At 73.7% G+C, this 20894-nt stretch carries 20 protein-coding genes; 3 read left to right on the top strand and 17 right to left on the bottom strand.

All coding sequences use genetic code 11. The features are described from left to right. Nucleotides 1-5: 5 nt before the first annotated feature. Nucleotides 6-755 carry an SDR family NAD(P)-dependent oxidoreductase gene (locus tag ACZ7MG_RS04750; protein ID WP_471392628.1) on the top strand — a complete coding sequence of 250 codons (750 nt, stop codon included), beginning with the start codon at nucleotides 6-8 and terminating at the stop codon, nucleotides 753-755. On the opposite strand, the gene ACZ7MG_RS04745 is transcribed toward ACZ7MG_RS04750, so the two are convergent. The 17 genes from ACZ7MG_RS04745 to ACZ7MG_RS04665 all read right to left on the bottom strand — a co-directional run bounded on the left by ACZ7MG_RS04745 (nucleotide 706) and on the right by ACZ7MG_RS04665 (nucleotide 15755). Continuing rightward, on the bottom strand, nucleotides 706-1827 hold the full coding sequence (locus ACZ7MG_RS04745) for an MBL fold metallo-hydrolase (protein ID WP_471392625.1): 1122 nt from the start codon (nucleotides 1825-1827) through the stop codon (nucleotides 706-708). The genes ACZ7MG_RS04750 and ACZ7MG_RS04745 overlap by 50 nt on opposite strands. Then, the gene (locus tag ACZ7MG_RS04740) at nucleotides 1824-3356 is read right to left on the bottom strand and encodes a class I adenylate-forming enzyme family protein (RefSeq protein ID WP_471392622.1); all 1533 of its coding nucleotides are present in this window, start codon (nucleotides 3354-3356) and stop codon (nucleotides 1824-1826) included. Before ACZ7MG_RS04740 ends, ACZ7MG_RS04745 begins: the two co-directional genes overlap by 4 nt. 31 nt (nucleotides 3357-3387) lie before the next feature. Beyond that, nucleotides 3388-3708, bottom strand: coding sequence for an EthD family reductase (locus ACZ7MG_RS04735; RefSeq protein ID WP_471392619.1), 321 nt, complete (start codon nucleotides 3706-3708; stop codon nucleotides 3388-3390). A gap of 69 nt (nucleotides 3709-3777) precedes the next feature. Beyond that, nucleotides 3778-4167 carry a hypothetical protein gene (locus ACZ7MG_RS04730; RefSeq protein WP_471392616.1) on the bottom strand — a complete coding sequence of 130 codons (390 nt, stop codon included), beginning with the start codon at nucleotides 4165-4167 and terminating at the stop codon, nucleotides 3778-3780. A 16-nt stretch (nucleotides 4168-4183) separates the two neighbouring features. Beyond that, nucleotides 4184-4534, bottom strand: a complete 351-nt coding sequence (locus tag ACZ7MG_RS04725; RefSeq protein ID WP_471392613.1) for a nuclear transport factor 2 family protein — start codon at nucleotides 4532-4534, stop codon at nucleotides 4184-4186. A gap of 118 nt (nucleotides 4535-4652) precedes the next feature. Beyond that, complete coding sequence (locus ACZ7MG_RS04720; protein ID WP_471392610.1) at nucleotides 4653-5279, bottom strand: TetR/AcrR family transcriptional regulator; 627 nt, start codon at nucleotides 5277-5279, stop codon at nucleotides 4653-4655. 81 nt (nucleotides 5280-5360) lie between these two features. Further along, entirely contained in the window at nucleotides 5361-6158 is a 798-nt protein-coding gene (locus ACZ7MG_RS04715; protein WP_471392608.1) for an enoyl-CoA hydratase/isomerase family protein, read from the bottom strand. Continuing rightward, complete coding sequence (locus tag ACZ7MG_RS04710) at nucleotides 6155-6910, bottom strand: SDR family NAD(P)-dependent oxidoreductase (RefSeq protein ID WP_471392605.1); 756 nt, start codon at nucleotides 6908-6910, stop codon at nucleotides 6155-6157. Before ACZ7MG_RS04710 ends, ACZ7MG_RS04715 begins: the two co-directional genes overlap by 4 nt. Continuing rightward, on the bottom strand, nucleotides 6907-7719 hold the full coding sequence (locus ACZ7MG_RS04705; RefSeq protein WP_471392602.1) for an SDR family oxidoreductase: 813 nt from the start codon (nucleotides 7717-7719) through the stop codon (nucleotides 6907-6909). The genes ACZ7MG_RS04710 and ACZ7MG_RS04705 overlap by 4 nt, the downstream gene beginning before the upstream one ends. Continuing rightward, on the bottom strand, nucleotides 7716-8930 hold the full coding sequence (locus tag ACZ7MG_RS04700) for an acyl-CoA dehydrogenase family protein (RefSeq protein ID WP_471392600.1): 1215 nt from the start codon (nucleotides 8928-8930) through the stop codon (nucleotides 7716-7718). Before ACZ7MG_RS04700 ends, ACZ7MG_RS04705 begins: the two co-directional genes overlap by 4 nt. A gap of 21 nt (nucleotides 8931-8951) precedes the next feature. Further along, entirely contained in the window at nucleotides 8952-9917 is a 966-nt protein-coding gene (locus ACZ7MG_RS04695) for a phosphotransferase family protein (protein ID WP_471392597.1), read from the bottom strand. Beyond that, nucleotides 9914-11188: an acyl-CoA dehydrogenase family protein gene (locus ACZ7MG_RS04690; protein WP_471392594.1), complete on the bottom strand. Its 1275-nt coding sequence runs from the start codon at nucleotides 11186-11188 to the stop codon at nucleotides 9914-9916. Before ACZ7MG_RS04690 ends, ACZ7MG_RS04695 begins: the two co-directional genes overlap by 4 nt. Nucleotides 11189-11209: 21 nt before the next feature. Next, nucleotides 11210-12364, bottom strand: a complete 1155-nt coding sequence (locus ACZ7MG_RS04685) for a thiolase family protein (protein WP_471392591.1) — start codon at nucleotides 12362-12364, stop codon at nucleotides 11210-11212. Next, complete coding sequence (locus ACZ7MG_RS04680; RefSeq protein ID WP_471392588.1) at nucleotides 12361-12840, bottom strand: Zn-ribbon domain-containing OB-fold protein; 480 nt, start codon at nucleotides 12838-12840, stop codon at nucleotides 12361-12363. Before ACZ7MG_RS04680 ends, ACZ7MG_RS04685 begins: the two co-directional genes overlap by 4 nt. After that, nucleotides 12825-13613: an enoyl-CoA hydratase/isomerase family protein gene (locus ACZ7MG_RS04675; protein ID WP_471392586.1), complete on the bottom strand. Its 789-nt coding sequence runs from the start codon at nucleotides 13611-13613 to the stop codon at nucleotides 12825-12827. Before ACZ7MG_RS04675 ends, ACZ7MG_RS04680 begins: the two co-directional genes overlap by 16 nt. A gap of 116 nt (nucleotides 13614-13729) precedes the next feature. Further along, on the bottom strand, nucleotides 13730-14911 hold the full coding sequence (locus tag ACZ7MG_RS04670; protein WP_471392583.1) for an acyl-CoA dehydrogenase family protein: 1182 nt from the start codon (nucleotides 14909-14911) through the stop codon (nucleotides 13730-13732). A gap of 40 nt (nucleotides 14912-14951) precedes the next feature. Continuing rightward, entirely contained in the window at nucleotides 14952-15755 is an 804-nt protein-coding gene (locus tag ACZ7MG_RS04665; RefSeq protein ID WP_471392580.1) for an SDR family NAD(P)-dependent oxidoreductase, read from the bottom strand. Nucleotides 15756-15864: 109 nt separating this feature from the next. Here ACZ7MG_RS04665 and ACZ7MG_RS04660 point away from each other — a divergent pair, with 109 nt between their 5' ends. Continuing rightward, nucleotides 15865-16947, top strand: coding sequence for an NAD(P)-dependent alcohol dehydrogenase (locus tag ACZ7MG_RS04660; protein WP_471392577.1), 1083 nt, complete (start codon nucleotides 15865-15867; stop codon nucleotides 16945-16947). A gap of 348 nt (nucleotides 16948-17295) precedes the next feature. Further along, complete coding sequence (locus tag ACZ7MG_RS04655; RefSeq protein WP_471392573.1) at nucleotides 17296-20772, top strand: AfsR/SARP family transcriptional regulator; 3477 nt, start codon at nucleotides 17296-17298, stop codon at nucleotides 20770-20772. The last annotated feature ends 122 nt before the right edge of the window (nucleotides 20773-20894 follow it).

Here is a 20894-nt window from a genome sequence, read left to right as displayed (position 1 = left end):
CGGGAGTGACGATGCGGCTCTCGGAGAAGGTGGCGCTGGTGACCGGTGCCACCGGAGGCATCGGCGAGGCGATCGTACGGCGGCTGGCGGACGAGGGCGCGACCGTCGTGGTCACCGACCTCGACGGCGAGCGGTGCGCGAAACTCGCCGGGGAACTGCCCGGCGGCGCCCTGGGGTTGGCCCTGGACGTCACCGACGAGACGGCCTGGGAGACGGTCGTCGCCGAGGTGAGCGACCGGCTGGGCGGTCTGTCGGTGCTGGTCAACAACGCGGGGATCGCGACGATGGCCACGGTGGAGACCGAGAACCGGGAGGGCTGGGACCGGGTGATCGGGGTGACGCAGACCGGTGTGTGGCTCGGGATGAAGCACGGTGGCCCGGCCATCGAGCGCTCCGGCGGCGGCTCCGTCGTCAACGTCGCCTCGATCTTCGGCACGGTCGGCGGCTTCGGCGCCCAGTTCTCGTACCACGCGGCCAAGGGCGCCGTACGGCTGATGACGAAGAACGCCGCGCTGCACTGGGGCGCGCGCGGGGTGCGGGTCAACTCGCTGCACCCGGGCTTCATCGAGACGCCCCTCTCGCGCGAGCTGTGGAAGGGCACCCCCCGGCTGGCCGCGATGATCGAGGGCACCCCGCTCGGCCGGCTGGGCCGGACCGAGGAGGTGGCCGCCGCCGTGGCGTTCCTCGCCTCGGACGACGCGGGCTTCATGACCGGTTCGGAGCTGTACGTCGACGGGGGCTGGACGGCCCGCTGAGGCGCCCGCCCGCCGACGTGCCCGTGTCGTCGCCGGCGCCGGAGTCACACCGTGTGTACCGGTGCACACCGTCCACCGAGGCGAGGTGGGCCCGGCCGCGGGCCACGAGGACGTCCAGGTGGGCGGCGGTCTCGTTGACGGCGAGCATCTGGTTGAAGGGGTTCAGGTCGTCGAAGGGGACCTGCCGCCGGGTCCAGCCCAGCTCCCGTGCCACGGCGTGGGCGTCGAGGGACCGGGTGCCGAGGACCGCGAGGGTCTCGCCGAGCCGGTCGTCGTGGTGGGCCAGGAGTTCCGCGACCCTGCCGTGGACGCTGTCGCCGACGGGCCCGTGCGCGGGGAGCAGCTGGGCGTCGGCGAGGGTGGTCATGAGCCGCAGCGAGGCGAGGTAGTCGCCCAGCGGCAGCCCGGGGCCGTCGCCCAGTTCGAAGCCGATGGACGGGGTGATGTGCGGCAGCACATGGTCCCCGGAGAACAGCAGCCCCCGTGCCTCGTCGAGGTAGACGACATGACCGCGGGTGTGCCCGGGGGTGGGTACGACCCGCAGGGTGCGGTCCCCGAACCGCAGTTCCTCCGCCTCCAGCCAGCGGTCGGGCGCCTCCCACACGGCGGGGTCGAAGCCGCCGTGGTCCATCGCCTCGATCCGGTCGGCCAGTTCCAGGGCGCCGGCCCGGCGCAGGGTCCGCAGCGATCCGACGGGCTGGTCGGTGCGGAGTTCGCCGAGCAGTTCCAGGCCGCGCCGTTCGCCGGAGCCGAGGTAGACCCGGGAGCCGAGCAGACGGCGCAGCTCCACGGCCTGGGTGTAGTGGTCGCGGTGGATGTGGGTGACCAGGACGTGGGTGATCTCGGCGAGGTCGTGGCCGAGGCCGGCGAGGGCCTCCTCCAGCGCCTTGCGGGACTCGGGGATCGACCACCCGCCGTCGATCAGCACCAGCCCGTCGTCCTCCTCCAGGACGTAGACGTTGACCGCCCGCAGCCCGTCGTCGGGCAGCGGCAGCGGTACGCGGTGCACTCCGGGCCGTACGGTCTGGGCTCCGCTCCGCGCCCACTGTCCTCGGTCGAAACGGGTGGTCATACGTCTCCCATGTGTCGCTGTGCGGGGTGCGTCCCCAAGTGCCGCTCGTACAGGTCGCGTACGAGGTCCCGGGCGCCCCCTCGGTCGAGCTTGCCGACCCTGGTCTGGGGCAGCTCGGGCACGGTGAACGCGAACTCGGGCCACTTCGCCTTGGACAGGCCGGTGCGTTCCAGGTGGGCGGTGATCTCGTCGAGGGGGAGGTCGTCGGAGGTGTCCTCGGGGACGACGAGCACGGCGGGGCGTTCGCCGAGGAGGGGGTCCGGGAGCGGGGCGACGCAGACGCGGGCCACCCGGGGGTGGCTGGCCACGGCGCGTTCGATCTCGGTGATGTCGAGGTTGCGGCCGCCGCGGATGATGACGTCCTTCTCCCGGCCCATGACGGTGACGGTGCCGTCGGCGGCGGTCATGAGCAGGTCGCCGGTGGGCAGGAAGCCGTCGGCGGTGAGGGCGGGCGGCTCGACGGCGCCGTCGCGGGCGTAGCCGAGGAAGAGGGAGGGGCCGCGCACCTGCGCGCGTCCGGTCGCGCCCGGCCCGAGGACGGTCCCGTCCGGGCCGACGCATCTCAGCTCGGTCCCGGGGAAGGGGCGGCCGTCGCGGGCGAGTCGGATCTCCTCGGGGTCGTCGGGGTGCGGCGAGGTGTGGCCGAGGCATTCGGACATGCCGAAGACCCGCAGGATCCGGGTGCCGAGGGAGCGTTCGGCGCGGGCGAGCGCGCCCCGGTCCATGGGGCCGCCGCCGACCGTGATCGAGCGAACCCCTTCGAGGGCCCGGGAGCCCGCGGCCGCCGCGCCCATCTGCAGGGCCATCGTCGGGACGCACATGGTCCACCGGGCGTGGTGCTCGGCCATCCGTTCGACGGCGGCGCCGGGGTCCCAGCGGCCGGTCAGCACCAGCGGTCCGGTGAGCATGAGGGACATGCACACGCCGAAGCAGTACGCGGCGGTGGAGGAGAGCGGCACGATCGCGGCCACCGCGTCACCGGGGCGCAGTCCGTTGATCTCACGGGTGCGGGCGCAGGCGTAGCGCAGGGCGGCCTCCGACTGGACGACGCCCTTGGGGCGCCCGGTGGAGCCGGAGGTGAAGCCGATGACCGTACCGCCGTTCCAGCGGGTGACGTCTCTCGGGGTCCGGTCGCAGAGCACGGTCCAGCCGCCGAGCGCCTCCGCCTTGCCGCCCGCCGGCATGCCCGGTCCGTGCCACTCGCGCAGCGCGGCGGGCTCGGCGACGACGACGTCCGGCCGGATGTCGGCGAGGGCCGACGCGAACTCGGCGGCCGTGGTGTGCCGGTTGACCACGGCGAGCACCCCTCCGGTCATGCCCACGGCCAGGGTGGCGGCGACGGTGCGCCAGGAGTTGTCGGCCTGCACCAGGACCGTGCCGACGGCCGTGCCGTCCGGGGTCATCGCCTCCGCGAGGGTGACGGCGGAGTCGAGGAGGTCGCGCGCGCTGTGGTGGCCGTGGTCGTCGATGACGGCGGTGAAGTCGCGTTCCTCCGCCAGCTGTTGGAACTCCCGTACGGTCTGTCGCATCCGGCCCCTGCCCTTTCGCTCGTCGGGGCGGTCAGCCCGCGTACATCTCCCGCTCGGTGCCCATGACGGCGATCCGGCGGCCCCGCATGTCGCCGACCTGGGCGACGGAGGCCGCCCACTCGGGGCTGTCCAGTGCCGTGCGCAGGTCCTCGGCGGTGTCGAACCCGAGGACCGACAGGCCGTCCCAGCCCTCGGAGCGCGGTTCCAGCGCGGCGTCGATCTCGGTGTGCCGCCAGGACCGCAGTCCGGGCAGCCGGCGGGCCAGTTCGGCGTGGTCGCCACGCCACCAGTCGATGAACCGCTCATGGGTCCAGTCGGGCGGCCGTGCGGCCAGCAGGACGAGGTTGTACATGCCGTCTCCCGGGTGAGTGCGGGTGGGTCGGGCCAAGAGCGTCAGACGCGGAGCGTCGGGCGAAGGGCGTCAGGCGAAGAGCACCGCGGGCGACCGGCCGATGAGCAGGCGGCGGACCTTGCCCGAGGGGTCGAGCCGGGCCGAGGCCACGAAGGTCGCCTCGGGCTCGCCCGAGCGGCGGACCTCGCCGAGGAACAGTTCGTCGGGGCCGTGGGCGCCGGCGGTCAGCAGGTGGTGGGTGCGGGTGCCCTGCTCGCGCTGTGCGAGGTAGCCCTCCATCTCGGCCCGGCCGCCGTGGAAGTCGGTCGCGCCGTCGCCGCCGGTGGAGAAGAGGATGGAGAACGAGAAGTCGTCGCTGATCAGATCGAGGATCCGGGACGCGTCCGGGCTGTCGAGGAGCGCGAACCACGCGCTCAGGAACGGCGCGGGCGCGGACGGCGGGGTCTGGGTCTCGGGCATCCGCTGGGCCTCCTGTTCAGGGCCGGTCGACGAGGTCGAAGGCGGGGGTGAAGAAGGACTGGTAGCGCGCCATCAGACCGGCGGGCGAGACGAGGGCCGCCGACAGGAACGCCCCGGTCGTGGTGCCCTGCTCGACCACGAAGCCGTAGACGGTCTCCAGGTCCCCGTCCACGGAGGAGCGCACGATCTCGTGCACCCGGTCCACGGCGTTCCGGCCGGCGATGTACGCGGCGAAGTCGGCCTTCGACTCACCGGTCCGCTCGCCGCCCGGCAGGGCCATCAGGAAGCGGAACCCTGGCTCCAGCAACTCCAGCGCCTTCTCCGGATCCTGACCGTCCATCCGGGCCATGTACTCGCGAAGCAACATGCTCTGCGCCCTTTCCCTGCCGTGTCCCTCACCATTTTTCAACCTGAGTTCAGTTCAGTTTGAGGATAGGACGGGTGCCCCGCCCACACAAGAGGCGGAGCACTCCCCGGTCGCCGCGCTACTCGCCGACCATCCGCACCACGCATCCCTCGATCAGGTCGCTGATCTCCGACAGCGGGATCGCCCCGGTCGGCCGGTACCACCGCCACACGCTGACGATCGTCCCGAGCACGGACAGGCCGAGCATATGGGCGTCGCGCACCGGGAAGGCGCCCTTCGCCATGCCGCGCACCAGCAGGTTCGTCCAGTCCCGCTCGACCATCTGCACCAGTTGCCGGGCGGCGATCCGCTCGGTCTCCTCGCGCTTGGACTTCCGGGGCGTGGCGAGCAGCGACATGTTGGCCTGGAGCACCCGCATCTGCCGGATCTCCTGCTCGGAGACCGCGAAGGCGGCGCGGACCCCGGCCCGGAGGGCCTCGACGGGGTCCTCCTCCTCGGCCGCCGCCTCGGTGAACATGTCGTGGGAACGCTGCAGTTCCAGCCGCATGATGGTGAGCAGGCAGTGCGCCTTGGACTCGAAGTAGTGGTAGAGCGCGGTCTGCCCGATGCCGACCCGGTCGGCCACGTCCGACCATTTCGTGGTCTCGTAGCCGGTCTCGCCGAAGTACTCGACCGCGGCCTCCAGAATGGCCGCCCGCTTGGACCTGGGCCCCTGGTCCGGATCCACGATCCGCGCCCTCGCCATCGGCTCTCCCTGCGCTCCATGACCGGCGCCGGTCGCCGATCGGATGTCTGAGGGTAGACCTACCTGAACTCGGTTACGAAGTCAGGTGACACGGGAAACGCCGTGGTCCGGCCTCCGCCGGGCCAGGAAGGCCGCCACACCCGCACGCCCCTCGGCCGAGACCGCCGCGTCGGCGAGGTGACGGGCCTCCGCGTCCAGGTGGGCGTCGAGGTCCGTGGAGAGTCCCGCCGCGACGAGTCTGCGGGTGGCGCCGAACGCCCCGGTGGCGCCCCGGGCGAGCGCCGCCGCGGTCTCCCCGGCCGCCTCGGTCAGCCGGCCGGCGTCGACGACCCTGCTGACCAGCCCCATGCCGGCCGCCTCCGCCGCGGTGACCCGCCGGTTGGTCAGCAGCAGGTCCAGGGCCCGTTTCGGGCCGACGAGCCGTGGCAGCGACCAGCTGACCCCGGCGTCCGGGGAGTACCCGATGCCGGTGTAGGCGGCGACGAACGTGGCGTCGGAGGCGGCGATCGTCAGGTCGGCCGCCGCCGCGAGTCCGAGCCCGGCGCCCGCCGCGGCGCCCTGCACGGCCGCCACCAGCGGCGCGTCCAGCGCGGCGAACACCCGCAGCGCGCCGTGCAGCGCGTCCGTGACCCGGCCGAGGTGCGCGGCGAGCCGGTCGCCGGTCAGCTCGGCGAACTCCCGCAGATCGCCCCCGACGCAGAAGGAGCGTCCCCGTCCGGTGAGCAGCACCGCCCGCACCCCGTCCGCCTCGGCGCAGGTCCTGGCGGCGTCGAGGAGTCCCGTCGCCAGGGCCAGGTCGATGGCGTTGCCCGCCTCCGGGCGGCACAGCTCGACACGCGCCACGCCCGTCCCGTCGACGCGGACCGTGACGGCGTTCATCGGGCCGTCCAGCCGCCGTCGACGGTGAGGACCTGGCCGGTGCAGTACGAGGAGGCGTCCGAGGCGAGAAAGAGCAGCGCGCCGTCGAGTTCACCCGGTGTGCCGCCCCTGCCGAGCATGGTGCCCCGTTCGACCCAGCGCCGTGAGCGGTCGTCCGCGAACAGGTCGTCGGTCATCTCCGAGCGGAACCAGCCGGGGGCGAGCGCGTTGACCCGTATCCCGGCCGGTCCCCACTGTCCGGCGAGTTCGCGGGTGAGCCCGATCAGGCCCGCCTTCGAGGCGGCGTACGAGGCGCCGCCCAGCGGGGCGCCGGCGACGAGGCCGAGGACGGAAGAGACGTTCACGACCGACCCGCGGCCGGCGTTCGAGGACTCGGCCATCAGCCGCGCCAGGTGGAACGGCGCGACGAGGTTGACCGCGAGCACCGCCGCGAAGTCGTCGGCGCCCTCGTCCTCGGCCCGTACCGCGCCGGGCGCGCCCGCGTTGTTGACCAGTACGTCGATGCGTCCGCCGGCGGCGAGCACGGTCTCGGCGAGCCGTACGCGGTCCTCGTCGCGGGCGACGTCGCAGGCGACGGGGTGGATGCGGGGGTTGGTGTCGGCGAGTTCCTTCAGCCGGTCCAGGCGTCGGGCCGCGGCGAAGACGGTGGCGCCCGCTTCGGCGAGCACGGTGGCGAACCGGGCGCCGAGGCCCGAGGACGCGCCGGTGACCACGGCGGTGCGGCCGTGCAGGGAGAAGATGTCGGCCGTCACGCGTCCACCCCGATGGGCAGGACCGTGGCGCCGCCGTCCAGGACCAGGGTCTGCCCGGTCATCCAGGAGGAGGCGTCGGACGCCAGGAACAGTGCCGCGTGCGCCACGTCCTCGACCGTGCCCAGTCTGCGCAGCGGGAGTCTCGCGGTGAGGATCGGCTCCCTCGGCTCCCAGACGGCCCGGGCCAGTTCGGTCTTGATCAGGCCTGGCGCGATCGCGTTCACCCGCGCCCTGGGGCCGAGTTCGTAGGCGAGCTGCCGGGTCATATGCAGCATCGCCGCCTTGGTGGCGTTGTACCAGCCGATGTGGGGGTCGACGACGAGGCCGCCGACGGAGGCGATGTTGACCACCGCTCCCCCGTGCTCGGACATCCAGGCCCGCCACGCGTACCGGGTCCAGGCGATCATCCCGTACTGGTTGACCCGTACGGTCTTCTCCGCGCGCGGCATGTCCAGGTCGAGCAGGTCGCCCATGTACGGGTTGGTGGCGGCGTTGTTGACCAGGATGTCGAGGCGGCCGAAGCGGGCCATGGTCTCCTCGACGCACCGCTCGGCCTGGTCGGGCTCCCCGGCGTTGGCGACGACCTCGTGGACGTCGCCGTCGCCCTTGGTCCGCAGCAGTTCCTCGCGCGCGGCGGCGAGCCCGTCCGGTTTGCGGGCGGCGATCACGACATGGGCGCCCGCCTGCCGGTAGGCGGTGGCGATACCGAGGCCGATACCGCGTGAGCCGCCGGTGATCACGGCGACCCGGCCGTGCAGGGCCCCGGGCGCCTGGGGTGCGTGCGGCGCCTGGGGTGTGTGTCCGTTCACGCCTGCTCCTTCCGGTACTTGGCGAGTTCCCGCCGGGCGACGGTGCGCAGATGGACCTCGTCCGGCCCGTCCGCGATCCGCAGCGCGCGGGTGATCGCGTACAGCCGGGCCAGTACGGTGTCGTCGCTGACCCCGGCCGCGCCATGGGCCTGCACGGCCCGGTCCACCACCCGGTGGGCCACCTCCAGGGCCGCCACCTTGATCGCGGCGACCTCGGTGCGGGCGGCGGCGTTGCCCCGGGTGTCCATCAGCCAGGCCGACTTGAGGACCAGCAGCCGGAGCTGTTCGATCTCGATGCGGCTGCGGGCGATCCATTCGCGGACGACACCCTGCTCGGCGAGGGGGCCGCCGAACGCGGTCCGGCTGAGGGTCCGGCGGCACATCAGGTCCAGCGCCCGTTCGGCGAAACCGACGGCGCGCATGGCGTAGTGCATCCGGCCGGGGCCGAGCCGCCCCTGCGCGAGCGCGAAACCCTCCCCCTCCCCCACGAGGAGGTTCCCGACCGGGACACGGACGTCCTCGAGGAGCACGTCGCCGTGGCCGCAGCGGTCGGTGTAGCCGAACATCGGCAGATCACGCAGGACGGTGATGCCGGGCGTGTCGCGCGGGATCAGCAGCATGCTCTGCCGCCGGTAGGTCTCCGCGTCCGGGTCCGTCACCCCCATGAGGACGATCAGCGCGCAGTCGGGGTCGAGGATGCCGGAGGTGTACCACTTGTGGCCGTTGACGACATAGGAGTCGCCGTCGCGGGTGATACGGGTACGGATGTTGCGCGGGTCGGAGCCGGCGACCTCGGGCTCGGTCATGGCGAAGCAGGACCGGATGTCGGCGCTCAGCAGGGGCCGCAGCCAGCGCTCCTGCTGGGCGGGGGTGCCGTAGAGGGCGAGCAGTTCCATGTTCCCGGTGTCGGGGGCGGAGCAGTTGAACACCTCGGGGCCCATGACGGACCGTCCGGCCAGCTCGGCGAGCGGGGCGTAGTCGAGGTTGGTCAGGCCGGCGCCCCAGTCGCCGTGCGCGAGGAACAGGTTCCACAGGCCCTCGGCGCGGGCCTTCTCCTGCAACTCCCGCATGACGGCGGGCTGTCGATGGGGTTCGCCCGATGCGGCGAGCTGCCGGTCGTAGACGGCTTCGGCCGGGAGGACGTACTCCTCCATGAACGCGCTCATGCGCGTGCGCAGTTCCCGTGCTCTCGGGGAGAGTTCGAAGTCCATGCGGGTGTCGCTCCTTCTCCGTCAGCCGAGGATGTCCCGGGCGGTGCGGATCATCGCCGCGATGGTCGGGGGCAGTCGTTCCTGGTCCGGGTCGTGGTGCTTGCCCTCGCGGTGGCGGCGCAGGTTGTGGCCCATGATCGCGGCCATCTTGGTGCGGGCCAGGGCGCGGAACCAGTCGAGGGCGGGCGGGGCCGGGCGGCCGTCGAGGTAGGCGGCCAGCAGCTCGTTCTCGGTGGGCAGGCCGGGGATCTCGTGGCCCAGCCGGGGGAAGTGGCGGTGGTCGGTGAAGAGCAGGAACCAGCCGAGGTCGGTGCGGGGGTCGCCGTGGGCCCAGATCTCCCAGTCGATGACGGCCACGGGGGTCTCGCCCGCACAGAGCGCGTTGCCCAGCCGGAAGTCGCCGTGAGTGAGGACCGGCGGCAGGCCGGCGGGAACGCTCGCGGCGAGGCGTTCGAGCAACTCCTCCGCGCCGACCCGGAGTTCGGGCGGTACGGCCCGCATGGTACGGCTCCACCGGTCGAGTTCGGCGGCCGGGTCGAGGGGGTCCGACCGCTCCAGGCCCGGCACTTCGGTCAGGTGCAGCTCGCGCAGGACGCCCGCCAGCGCCAGCATCCTCGTCCGGCAGAGCGCGGGGTCGAGCCGGTGGTCGTCGAGGACGGGTTCGATCGCCTCGCCGGACACGAACTCCATGGCGAACCAGGCCGGTTCGCGTTCGTCCAGGGCGACGACGGCCGGTACGGGGACCGCGCCGGTGAGGGCGCGCAGGGCGCGGGCCTGGCGCAGGACGTCGTTCCGGCCGACCGGCCGCTGCCCGGGAGGGACGGCCTTGACGACGTACGCGTGGGGGCCGGCGGTGACGGAGTAGGTGAGGCCCGAGTGGCCGCCGGGCAGGGTCTCCAGGGCGCCGAGCGCTTGGCCGGGGTGGAGTGCGGCGAGCCATTCGCGCACCCGTCCGGCGAGTTCGGTCACCTCGGCGAGCGTGCTCAACTCGCCACCTCCTTCGGCGTCTTGGTGTGCGGCTCGGCGGGCCTGGGCTCCGCGGGCCTCGGCTCCCTGGGCAGGCCCAGCACGCGTTCCGCGAGGATGGTGCGCTGGATCTCGTCGCTGCCGCCCGCGATGCTGTAGCCGGGGGCGCCGAGCAGGTGTTCGGTCCAGGCGAAGGTGCCCCACTCCCCGGTGTCGGCGGCCAGGCGCGGGCCGAGCAGTTGCTGGACGAGGTCGGTGGTGGCGCGCATGGTCGCGGTGGCGTAGAGCTTGCCGACGGAGGCCTCGGCGCCCGGCTCGCGGCCGGCGACCAGGGCCGCCGTGACCCGCAGTCCGATGAGCCGCTGGACGAAGGTGCGGACGTAGAGGTCGGCGGCCTGCTGCTGTTCGCCGCCGGTGAGCGGCCGGGGCAGGTGCCGGGCGAGGTCGAGGGCGCGGTCGGCGTTGTCCAGGCCGAGGGTGCCGGAGTCCAGCCGTTCGGCGGCGAGGACGGTGAGCGTCACCCGCCAGCCCCCGCCGACCGGGCCGAGCCGGTCGGTGTCGGGGACCCGGACGTCGTCCAGGTAGACCTCGTTGAAGCTGGACCCGCCGGTCATCTGCCGGATCGGGCGCACGGTGACGCCGGGGGCATCCATCCGGACCAGGAAGACCGTGATACCGGCGTGCTTGGGCGCGTCGGGATCGCTGCGGCAGACGGCGACTCCCCAGGTGGCGACGCGGGCGCCGGACGTCCAGACCTTGTGCCCGTTGAGCACCCAGCCGTCGCCGTCGCGGGCCGCCTTGGTGCGGACGGCGGCCAGGTCGGAGCCGGCCTCGGTCTCGGAGAAGAGCTGGCAGGCGAGTTCGTCGGTGCGGAGCAGGGGCCGCAGCCAGCGGCGCTTCTGCTCCTCGGTGCCCCAGACATGGATCGCGGGGGCGACCAGCTGTTGGGTGACGGGGAAGATCTCGGGGCGCCGGGGTACGTCGAAGGCGGCCTCCTCGGCGCGGTACAACTGCTCGTAGTACGCGGGCAGTTCGCGTCCGCCGTACTCCTCGGGCCAGCCGAGGGCGCCCCAGCCCTGGTCGTGGCGGAGGCGTTCCCAGGCGCGGACGCGTGCGGTGTGCGCACGCTCCTCGTCCTCGGTCCAGTTCTCGAACACGGCCACGGAGTCGTCGCCGTGACCCCACTCCCGCCCCCGGGGGCCCCGCCGCTCCGCCACCTTCGCCAGCCAGCGGCGGGCCTCGGTGCGGAACTCCTCGGGCCCGGGTACGGCTCTCGGCGCCACCTGGGTCACCTCACCTCCCCTCCCTTCCGTTCAGCGGGTCAGTACGGTGCAGGCGCTGACGCCCGGTGCTCCGTAGACATGGGTGAAGCCGGTTCGTGGTTCGCCCGGTACCTGGCGGTCGCCCGCCCGGCCGCGCAGTTGCTGGACGATCTCGTGGACCTGGCGCAGCCCGGAGGCCCCGATGGGCTCGCCGTTGGCGATGCAGCCGCCGTCCGTGTTGACGGGGAGCGCGCCGCCGATCGCGGTCGCGCCCGAGGCGATCAGCCACTTCTGCTCGCCGTGCTCGCAGAAGCCGCACTCGGCCATGTGCATCACCTCGGCGCCGCTCTCGGTGTCCTGGAGCTGGCACACGTCGATGTCCTCCGGGCCCGTCCCGGCCTCCTCGAAGGCGGCGCGGGCCGCGTCCGTGCTGACGGAGGTCGGGGTGCCGCCGGGTGCCCAGGGGCTGAACACCTCGAAGGAGCCGAACCGCCGGGTGCGGACGACGGCCGCGCCGAGGGTGACCGGGGCGGCGGCACCGCCCAGTTCACGGGCGGCCGCGCGGTTGCACAGCACCAGGGCGACCGCGCCCTGCCCGGGTGAGCAGAACATGTAGCGGGTCAGGGGGTCGTTGACCATGCCGGAGGCCAGGATCTCGTCGGCGGTCAGGGGCTCGCGGCGCCAGGCGTGGGGGTTGCGGACTCCGTTGGCGTACGCCTTCTCGGCGACCAGGGCGAGGGTGTGCGGGGTGATGCCGTGGTCGTGCATGTACCGCTGGATCTTCAGGGCGAAGAACTGGGTGGTCACCATGAGGCCGTCGGCGCCGTACGCCTCGTCGAGGCCCCAGTCGGCGGGGCGCGGGTCGAACGCTCCGCGCGGGTGCTTGTCGAAGCCGACGGCGAGCGCCACGTCGGCGGCGCCGGCGCGGAGCGCGTTGACGGCGGACACCAGGGCGCTGCCGCCCGTGGCGCAGCCGTTGCGGACGTTGACGAACGGCACTCCGGTGAGGCCGAGCCGGGTGACCAGGGTGTCGGCGTTGCCGGCGGCGTCACTGCCGCCGAACGCGGCCCGCACCCGGGACCAGGGCAGTCCGGCGTCGGCCAGCGCCGCGTGCACGGCCTCCACCGCGAGGTCCCTCCCCGTGGCCGCCGACCGGCCGAAGGGGGTGATGCCGACACCGCAGACCAGGATGTCCTCGGCGCTCACGTCGGCGCTCCTTCCGGGCCGGTCCACCGGGCACGACCCACGCTCTTCGGGTCGGCCGGCCGGGCACGCGGGACACTGCCCGGGGCCGCCGGCCGGGCACGCGGGACGCCCTCGCCCGCCGTGAGGGTGACCGGCATGTCGATCCTCATCTCCTCGGGGCGTACGCCGTCCAGGACCGCCAGGATCCGTACGCCCTCGGGGAGTTCGACGTAGCCGACCACGAACGGACGGAACCCGTCCTCGGGCGGCACGTACGGCGGCGACTTGGGCGCGTACCGCTGCACGGTCCAGGTCCACACGGTGCCCGTGGTGGAGAGGACCACCGGCTCGGCGGGCCCTCCGCACCTCGGGCAGCCGGGGTCGGCCGGGTGGACGGTCACGGCACAGGCCGCGCAGCGGGAGCCGCGCAAGGCCGGCTCGGGCACGGACCGCGACGCCGGGTGGGCGCCGGGCACGGCCGTCAGCGCCCCTTCCACTTCGGCTCGCGCTTCTCCAGGAAGGCGGAGACGCCTTCGGACGCGTCCTCGGAGTTGAGCATGACGCCGACCGCGAGGTGCTCCATGACCATGAGGGACTGGATGTCGGCGTCAAGGCTCCGGTCGATGGTCATCTTGGTGATCCACATGGTGAACGGGCTCTTGTCCGTGAGCTGTCCGGCGAACTCCTCGACCGTGGCGTCGAGTTTGTCGGCCGGCGCCGAGTCGTTGATCAGGCCGAACTCGGCGGCCTCGACGCCGGTGAGCAGCTTGCCGGTGAGCATCAGCTCCTTGGTCTTGCGGACGCCGATCATGCGGGGGACGCGGTAGATCGGTCCGGCGCCGCCGAAGAGGGCGCGGCGGATGTGGAAGTCGCCGATCAGGGCGTCGTCCGCGGCGATGGCGAAGTCGCAGGAGATCATCAGCTCGAACCCGCCCGCGGTGACATGTCCTTCGAGCACCGCGATCGACGGGGTCCGCATCGAGTAGAGCCGGTCGCAGACCTTCGCCGAGAGCACGGCGACGTCGATGGCGGTGGAGCTGCCGATGAAGTCGGCCTTGAGGCTGTCCAGGTCGAACCCGGAGCAGAAGGTGTTGCCGCGCCCGCGCAGGACCAGCACGCGCAGCTCGGGGTCGGCGTCGACCTCGGTGATGATCTCGTCCAGCCGGTTCAGGATCGGCACGGTGACACAGTTCTTCTTGTGCGGCCGGTTGAGCCAGACACGGGCCACATGGCCGTCCCGCTCGAACTGGATCTCGTCCTCGACTGCCATCCGCTCTCTCCTTCACTTCCCTCAAACTGAACTGAATTCATTTGATTCTCGGGGTCGGTAGGCACCCTGTCAACAGGTCCTGCGGGTGGCCGGCCGAATCAGCCGGCGGAGCGGACTCAGCCCGGCTGCCCGGTGAGGCCGAGGAGTCCGGCCAGTCGTACGCGGTGGTCGTCCGCCGTGCCGAAGAGCGCCTCGTCGGCCCGCGCCCGGCGTACATACAGATGGGCCGGGTGCTCCCAGGTGAAGCCGATCCCCCCGTGGAGCTGCACGTATTCGGCGGCGGCCCGACGGTAGGCGGTGGCGCACACCACCGCCGCGGCGCTCGCCGCCACCCGCGACTCCTCCTCCCGCCCCGCTTCCGGGACCGCGAGACGGACGGCCGCGTACCCGGCCGCCGACCTCGCCGCCTCGACCTCGACCAGCAGATCGGCCAGGCGATGCTTGACGGCCTGGAACGACCCGATCGGGCGACCGAACTGAGTTCGGTGCGACACGTATTTCACGATCGCGTCGAGTGCGTGGCCGCAGCCGCCGACCTGCTCGGCGGCCAGCGCCGTCCGCCCGGCGTCCAGGACGGCGCCGACGATTTCGGAGGCCTGGCCCGCCTCGCCGACCGGTTCGGCGGGTGCGCCCTGGAAGCGGAGCAGGGCCTGACGGCGGGTGGGGTCCAGTACCCGCCGCGCCGTACGGTCGCAGCCCCCGGCGTCCGGCTCGCAGGCGAACAGGCGCGGGCCGTCGGGCGCCTGGGCGACGGCCAGCACGACGTCGGCGCCCTCGCCGTCGAGCACGAAGTCCGCCTCGCCGCGCAGCAGCCAGCCGCCCGGCCCGCGTTCGGCGGTGATCCGCGCCGGGTGCGCGAACCCGGCGACGGTGGCGGTGAGGGCGCCGGAGGCGATCCCCGGCAGCCAGCGAGCGCACGCCGCCCGGTCGCCACCGACCAGCAGGGCGTGCGCGGCGAGCACGACGGTCGGCAGCAGCGGGGCCGGACACAGGACGCGTCCGGTCTCCTCCAGCGCCACGGCGAGGTCGGCGAACGAGCCGCCGGCTCCCCCGTACTCCTCGGGCAGCGCGAGACCGTGCACCCCGATCTCCCCGGCGAGCCGGTCCCACAGCGCCCGGTCGAACCCGCGCGGCCCGGCCGTCTGCCCGCGCACCTCCTCGGGCCCGCACATCCGCGCCAGGAACTCCCGGAGCGCCGTGCGCAGTTGCCGCCGTTCCTCCGTCTCTCCCAGCAGTGCCGGATCCACGTCGAACCGGAACATCAGGCCTCCCGCGTCGCGGTCATGTAGCACGGTCATGTGTGGTCCCCCGGTTCCCGCCTGTGCGCCGGACCGCCGGCTACGCCGTGAAGCGGCCGCCGTTGGCGAGCAGCACCGCGCCGACGAGGTTGGCGGCCTCGTCGCTCGCCAGGAACAGCGCGACGTCGGCGATCTCCTCCGGCGTCGCGTACGGCCGTACGCGCGGGTCGGCGAAGCCCGCGCGCAGCACCGCCGGGGTGTGGGCGGCCATGCCGGTCTCGGTCGGACCGGGGGCCACGGTGTTGACGCGCACGCCGAACGCGATGGCCTCCTTGGCCACGGACTGGCTCAGTGCGTGCACGCCGGCCTTGGAGGCCGCGTAGTGCGGATAGCCGGTGAGTGTGTCGAAGGCCGCGGAGGAACCGAAGGTGACGACGGCTCCCGAGCGGTTCGGCGCCATCACCCGCAGGGCGGCGCGCAGGACGTGGAAGGTGCCGTCCAGGTTGATCCGCAGGACCCGCCGCCAGGCCTCGGTACCGAGGCGCGTGGTCACCTCGGGCGGCCGGCCCGCCAGTACCGCGTCGGCCAGCCACTCCTTCACGGTGGGATCGTCGACGGCCGCCGCGTGCACCACCACGTCCAGTCGGCCGTGCGCCCGTACGGTCGCGTCGACCACGTGGTCGACCTGGTCGGCGTCGACCACGTCCAGGTCCACCGCGTGCCCCGCGGTCAGTTGCCGTGCCACCGTGCCGGCGGCCGGGCCGTCGATGTCCGCCACGACGACGGCCTCGGCGCCCTGGGCGGCCAGTCCGCGCGCGACCGCCCTGCCGATCCCGGAGCCCGCGCCGGTGACCAGTGCGACCCGTCCCGTGAATCGGCCGTGCCCCGTGCTTCTGTCGCCCATCGAGCCACCGTCCTCGCACCGTCGCCGTCTACTCAACCGACTCCTACTGAACTGACTTCATTTTTGCTATGGTGGCGCCCCTGTCAACAGGCTGCGCCGGGAGGACGGAATGCGAGCGGTCCGGCTGACGCGCTGGGGCGGCCAACCGGTGGTCACCGAGGTGGAACGCCCCGCGCCGAGTGGCGAGGAGGTGCTGCTGCGGGTCGAGGCGGCCGGGCTGTGCGGCTCCGACCTGCACGTCCTCGCCGCGCGACCCGGCGCCCTGCCGTACGAGCCGCCCTTCACTCTCGGGCACGAGGTGGCCGGCCGGGTGGTCGAGCGGGGTCCGGACGCCGTAGGGCCCGGGGCAGGGGAGCGGGTGGTCGTGTACGGCCCCTGGGGTTGCGGCCGGTGCGGGCGCTGCGCGGCGGGCGCGGAGAACTACTGCGACCGCCGCGCCGCCCTGGACGCGACCCGTACCGGGACCGGGGCGGGACTCGGGCGCGACGGCGGCCTGGCCGACTTCCTGCTCGTCCCGTCCGGACGCCTGCTGGTACCGGTGGGCGACCTTGACCCGGCCCAGGCCGCGCCGCTGTCCGACGCTGGGCTCACGTCGTACCACGCGGTGGCGGGACTGCGGCCGACGCTCGGCGACGGGGAGCACGGGGGTGTGGATCCCGGCGTCGGCGCGAGCGTGCTCGTCGTCGGCGTCGGCGGGCTGGGGCATCTGGCGGTGCAGATCCTCCGCGCCACCACGGCCGCCCGGGTGCTCGCGGTGGACGTACGGGAGGAGGCGATCGCCCTCGCCGAGGAGTGCGGGGCGCACTTCGGGACGGTCGTGCGGGCGGACACGGCCGAGGTGCTGCGGAAGCGGACCGGTGGCGCGGGGGCCGACGCCGTTCTCGACTTCGTCGGCACGTCCGCCACGCTCGGGTTGGGGCTGAGCGTGCTGCGGGCGGGCGGTGCCCTCTCCCTCGTCGGCAGCGGTGGCGGGGAACTGACGGTCCGCAAGCCCGGGGCTCTCCCTCCGGGCTTGCGGATCTCCCTGCCGTTCTGGGGCACCCGGCCCGACCTGGAGCAGGTCGTGGCGCTCGCCCGCGCCGGCGCCGTCAGGGTCGCGACGGAGCGGTTCCCGCTGTCGCGGGCCCCGGAGGCGATCGACGCGCTCCGTTCGGGCCGGGTACGGGGGCGTGCCGTACTGATCCCCGACTGACGCGGACGACCTCCGGTACCGAATTGAACTCAGCTTTTCCGGCCGGGTCCCTCCGTTGCCTATCGGGCCGTGGGCGACGTGCCGTTGAAGCGGTACGAGCCCGCCTGTGCCCGGTAGACCTTGTAGGCGCGCCGCCGGAGGTGGTGTCACCGACGAAGGTCACTCCCTACCGGCAAGCGTGTCGCGTGTGAACACGAGTGTCGTACGTGAACGGGCGGGGAGCCGTCGCCGTGCATGTCGTTCGTGACCGTGCGTTCACCGTATGCGTACGATCCCGAGCTGTTCAGAGTTGGCATGCACGCGAAATAGTGCGGGAACGGAGCGCTATGGGGCGGAAACGGGGGCGCTGTGAGCCTGGAATACCGACTGCTCGGGCCGGTCGAGGTCTGGTCCGGCGGCCGTCGTCTCTCGCTCGGCGGGCCCAAACCCCGGGCGCTGCTGGCCGCGTTGCTGCTGCGGCCGGGGCGGGTGGTCGCGGCCGAGGCGCTGATCGACACGATCTGGGGTGACGAACCGCCGGACTCGGCACGGGCGTTGATCCAGACGTACGTCTCGGGACTCCGGCGCGCGCTGCCCACCGGGGCCGACGGGATCGAGACCCGTCCGCCCGGCTATCTGCTGCGCGTGGACGGCGACGAGGGCGGCGGTGGCGACCGGATCGACCTCGGGGAGTTCGAGCGGCTCACGGTGGCGGGGCGGGGCCGGGCGGCCGCCGGCGACCGTGCCGAGGCCTCCCGACTCCTGCGTGCGGCACTGGAGTTGTGGCACGGGCCTGCCCTCGGGGGGATCGGGGACGCACTGCGTGTCGAGGCCGAGCGGCTGGAGGAGGCGCGGCAGGCCGCCCTGGAGGACCGTATCTCGGCCGACCTCGCCGTGCCCGGCCATGAGCAGAGCCTCGTCGCCGAACTGACCGCGCTGGTCGGCACCCACCCCACCCGGGAAGGGCTGCGCGGACATCTGATGCTCGCCCTCTACCGCCTGGGCCGACAGGCCGACGCCCTCACGACATACGCCGAGGGCCGCGCCGTCCTCGCCGACGAACTGGGCATCGATCCCGGCCCGGGGTTACGCCAGCTGCACGCGGCGATCCTGCGCTCGGACCCGGAGCTGATGCACGGGGCCGGTTCCGAGGCTAGGTACGGGTCTGAGGCAGGGACCGGGCCCAAGTCGGGGCCCGGGGCCGGGTCTGAGCCCGAGGCCCGGGCCGGTGCCGGGGCCGGGTCTGAGGCCGGGTTCAGTTCGTGGCCCGGGGCCGGGGCCGGATCTCCCGGAGCCCAGGCCAGGTCTGAGGCCGGGGCCGGGGCCGGGGCCGGGGCCGCCAATCGTCAGGAGGCCGCTCACCGTTCGGGCTCCCTCCACGGGATGGACTCCACCCACCGGCCGGCCCCCGACCGCCTCTCGGACCCCGCTCACCCCTCGGACCCCGCTCACCACTCAGGCCCCGCGAGCCCCTCGGACCCCAACCGCCCGTCCGAGCCCACCCCGCGGCCCGCCCCCTCCGTGGTGGGCGATGGGGACGGCGCCCCCGTGGGCCCGGCGCGCGGGCCGGACGAGGCGTGGGCGTCGTATGAAGCGTTGCTGCGCAGGGACGCGCTGCCGCGCACCGACGGGTTGCCGCGGGCCGCTCTGTTGCCGCCTGCCATCGGGGACTTCACGGGGCGTGAGCGGCAGCTCGGGGAGGTGTCGGCGTTGTTGACCGGGGCGCGGGAGGCGATGCCGGTGGCGGTGGTGTCGGGGCCCGGCGGGGTCGGGAAGTCCGCGTTCGCCGTGCAGGTCGCGCACCGGGTCGCCGCCGACTACCCGGACGGCCAGCTCTACGCCGAACTGCACGGCTTCAGCGATCCGGTGCCGCCCGCCGAGGTGCTGGCCCGGCTGCTGCGCGCGCTGGGCACCGAACCGCCCGACGGCCCCGCCGAACGCGGCGACCTCTTCCGCAGCCTGCTCGCCCGCCGCCGGGTGCTGCTCGTCCTCGACGACGCGGGCAGCGAGGCGCAGGTACGGCCCCTGCTGCCGGGCAGCGCCAGCTGTGGCGTGCTGATCACCTCCCGCGCCCGGCTGGCGGGGCTCGGCGGCGCGGCCCGTACCGGACTCGACGTGCTGGACGACGAGTTGGGGATCGATCTGCTCGCCCGGATCGCCGGTGACGGGCAGGTCCGGAGCGACGCGGAGGCGGCCCGCCGTATCGTCGCCCTGTGCGGCGGGCTGCCGCTGGCCCTGCGGATCGCCGGGGCCCGCCTCGCGACCCGCCGGCACTGGACGCCGCGGATGCTCGCCGACCGCCTCGCCGACGAACGCCGCCGTCTCGACGAACTCACCGTCGGCGACCTGGAGGTCCGCACCGGCCTCGGTCTCAGCTACGACGCCCTCGACCCGCTCTGCCGTACCGCCCTGCGGCGCCTCGGTCTGCTCGGCGCGCCGGACGTGGCCGCCTGGACGGTGGCCGCGCTGCTGGACCTGCCGGATCCCGAGGACGCCGAGGACGTCGTGGACCGGCTCGTCGACGCGCAGCTGCTGCACTTCACCGGTGTCGACCCGGCCGGGCAGGCGCGGTTCGGACTGCACGACCTGGTCCGGGTGTACGCGGCCGAGCGGGCCGAGACGGAGGAACCGCGCGCCGAGCGGGCCGCCGCCCTCGGGCGCGCGCTCGGCGCCTGGCTGTGGCTCACCGCCCGGGCGACCGCCGCCGGGCCGTCCGGTGAGGTGGTGCTCCAGGACCCCAGCACCCTGTGGCCGGTCGGTGATCGGGCCGCCCGGCAGGTGCTGGCGGACCCGACCGCGTGGTTCGAGGCGGAGGCCGGGGCGATCGCCACCGCCGTCGAGCGGGCCGCCGCGATGGACCTGCACGCGCTCGCCCGCGAGGCCGCCGTCACCCTGTGCTCGTCGGCGTACATCGTCAACAACCGCTTCGACTCGTGGTCGCGTACCCATGAGGCCGCGCTCGCCGCCGTACGCCGAGCCGAGGACCGTACCGGGGAGGCCCTGCTGCTCATCGGCCTCGGGCAACTCCGGTACGAGCAGGACGACTTCACCGAGTCAGTGGACCACTACCGGCAGGCGGTCCGGCTGTGCGCCGATCTCGGCGACACCCGGGGACACGCGGCGGCCCTGGCGGGACTGGGCGGCACCTACCGGGAGCAGGGCCGGCTGCGGGACTCCGCGCGTGAACTCACCCGTGCCATCGAGGACTTCAGACGGCTCGACGACACGGCGGGCCTCGGCCTCGCCTGCCGTCTCGCCGGCTCGGTCCACCTCGAAGTCGGCGAGTACGCCACCGCCCGCGTCCTCCTCGACGAGTCCCTGGCCGCCTACCGCCGGCTCGGCAGCCGGCGCGGCGAGGCGCTGGCCCTGCGGTCGTACGGGCTGCTGCACCGCGCCCTCGGCGAGTACACGGCGGCGGAGGAACTGTCCGGGCGGGCGCTGACGATTCTCCAGGAGTTCGGCGACCGGCTGATGAGCGCGTACGCCGCCCAGGCGCGCGCGAAGGCCCGGCTGAGGCTGGGGCGGACCCGGGAGGCGGCGGCGGATTTGGCCGGTCTGCTCGATGTGTGCCGGACGTACGGCGACCGGTGGGGCGAGGCGCTGGTCCGGCGCACGCTCGGCGAATGCGCCCTCGCCGCAGGGGAGTTGGCGGAGGCGGAGACGCATCTCACCGAGTCCGTCGCACTCTGGGACACGCTACGGCTCCCTCTGCCCCGGGCCCGTACGCTGCGCTCCCTCGCGGAGTTGCGAGACCGCCTCGGCGACGAGAAGGGGGCTCTCGCGCTGCGGGAGGAAGCGGGCGAGGTGTTCACCGCGTACGAGGCGCATGAGGCACGGGAGTCGTAGTAGACGAAGTGAAGAGGACCTGAAGGGAAGTTGTAGCGGGCCCCGCGAAGCTTCTCGGTGTCGGAGGGGAACGGGCAGCAACCCGAACTCCCCCGGCACCAACGGGGATTCAACGGGGAAAG

It is taken from the genome of Streptomyces sp. NPDC107538, assembly GCF_055657445.1.
Note: the sequence above shows the minus strand (reverse complement) of the source record. Positions and strands in the feature narration are given on the sequence as shown.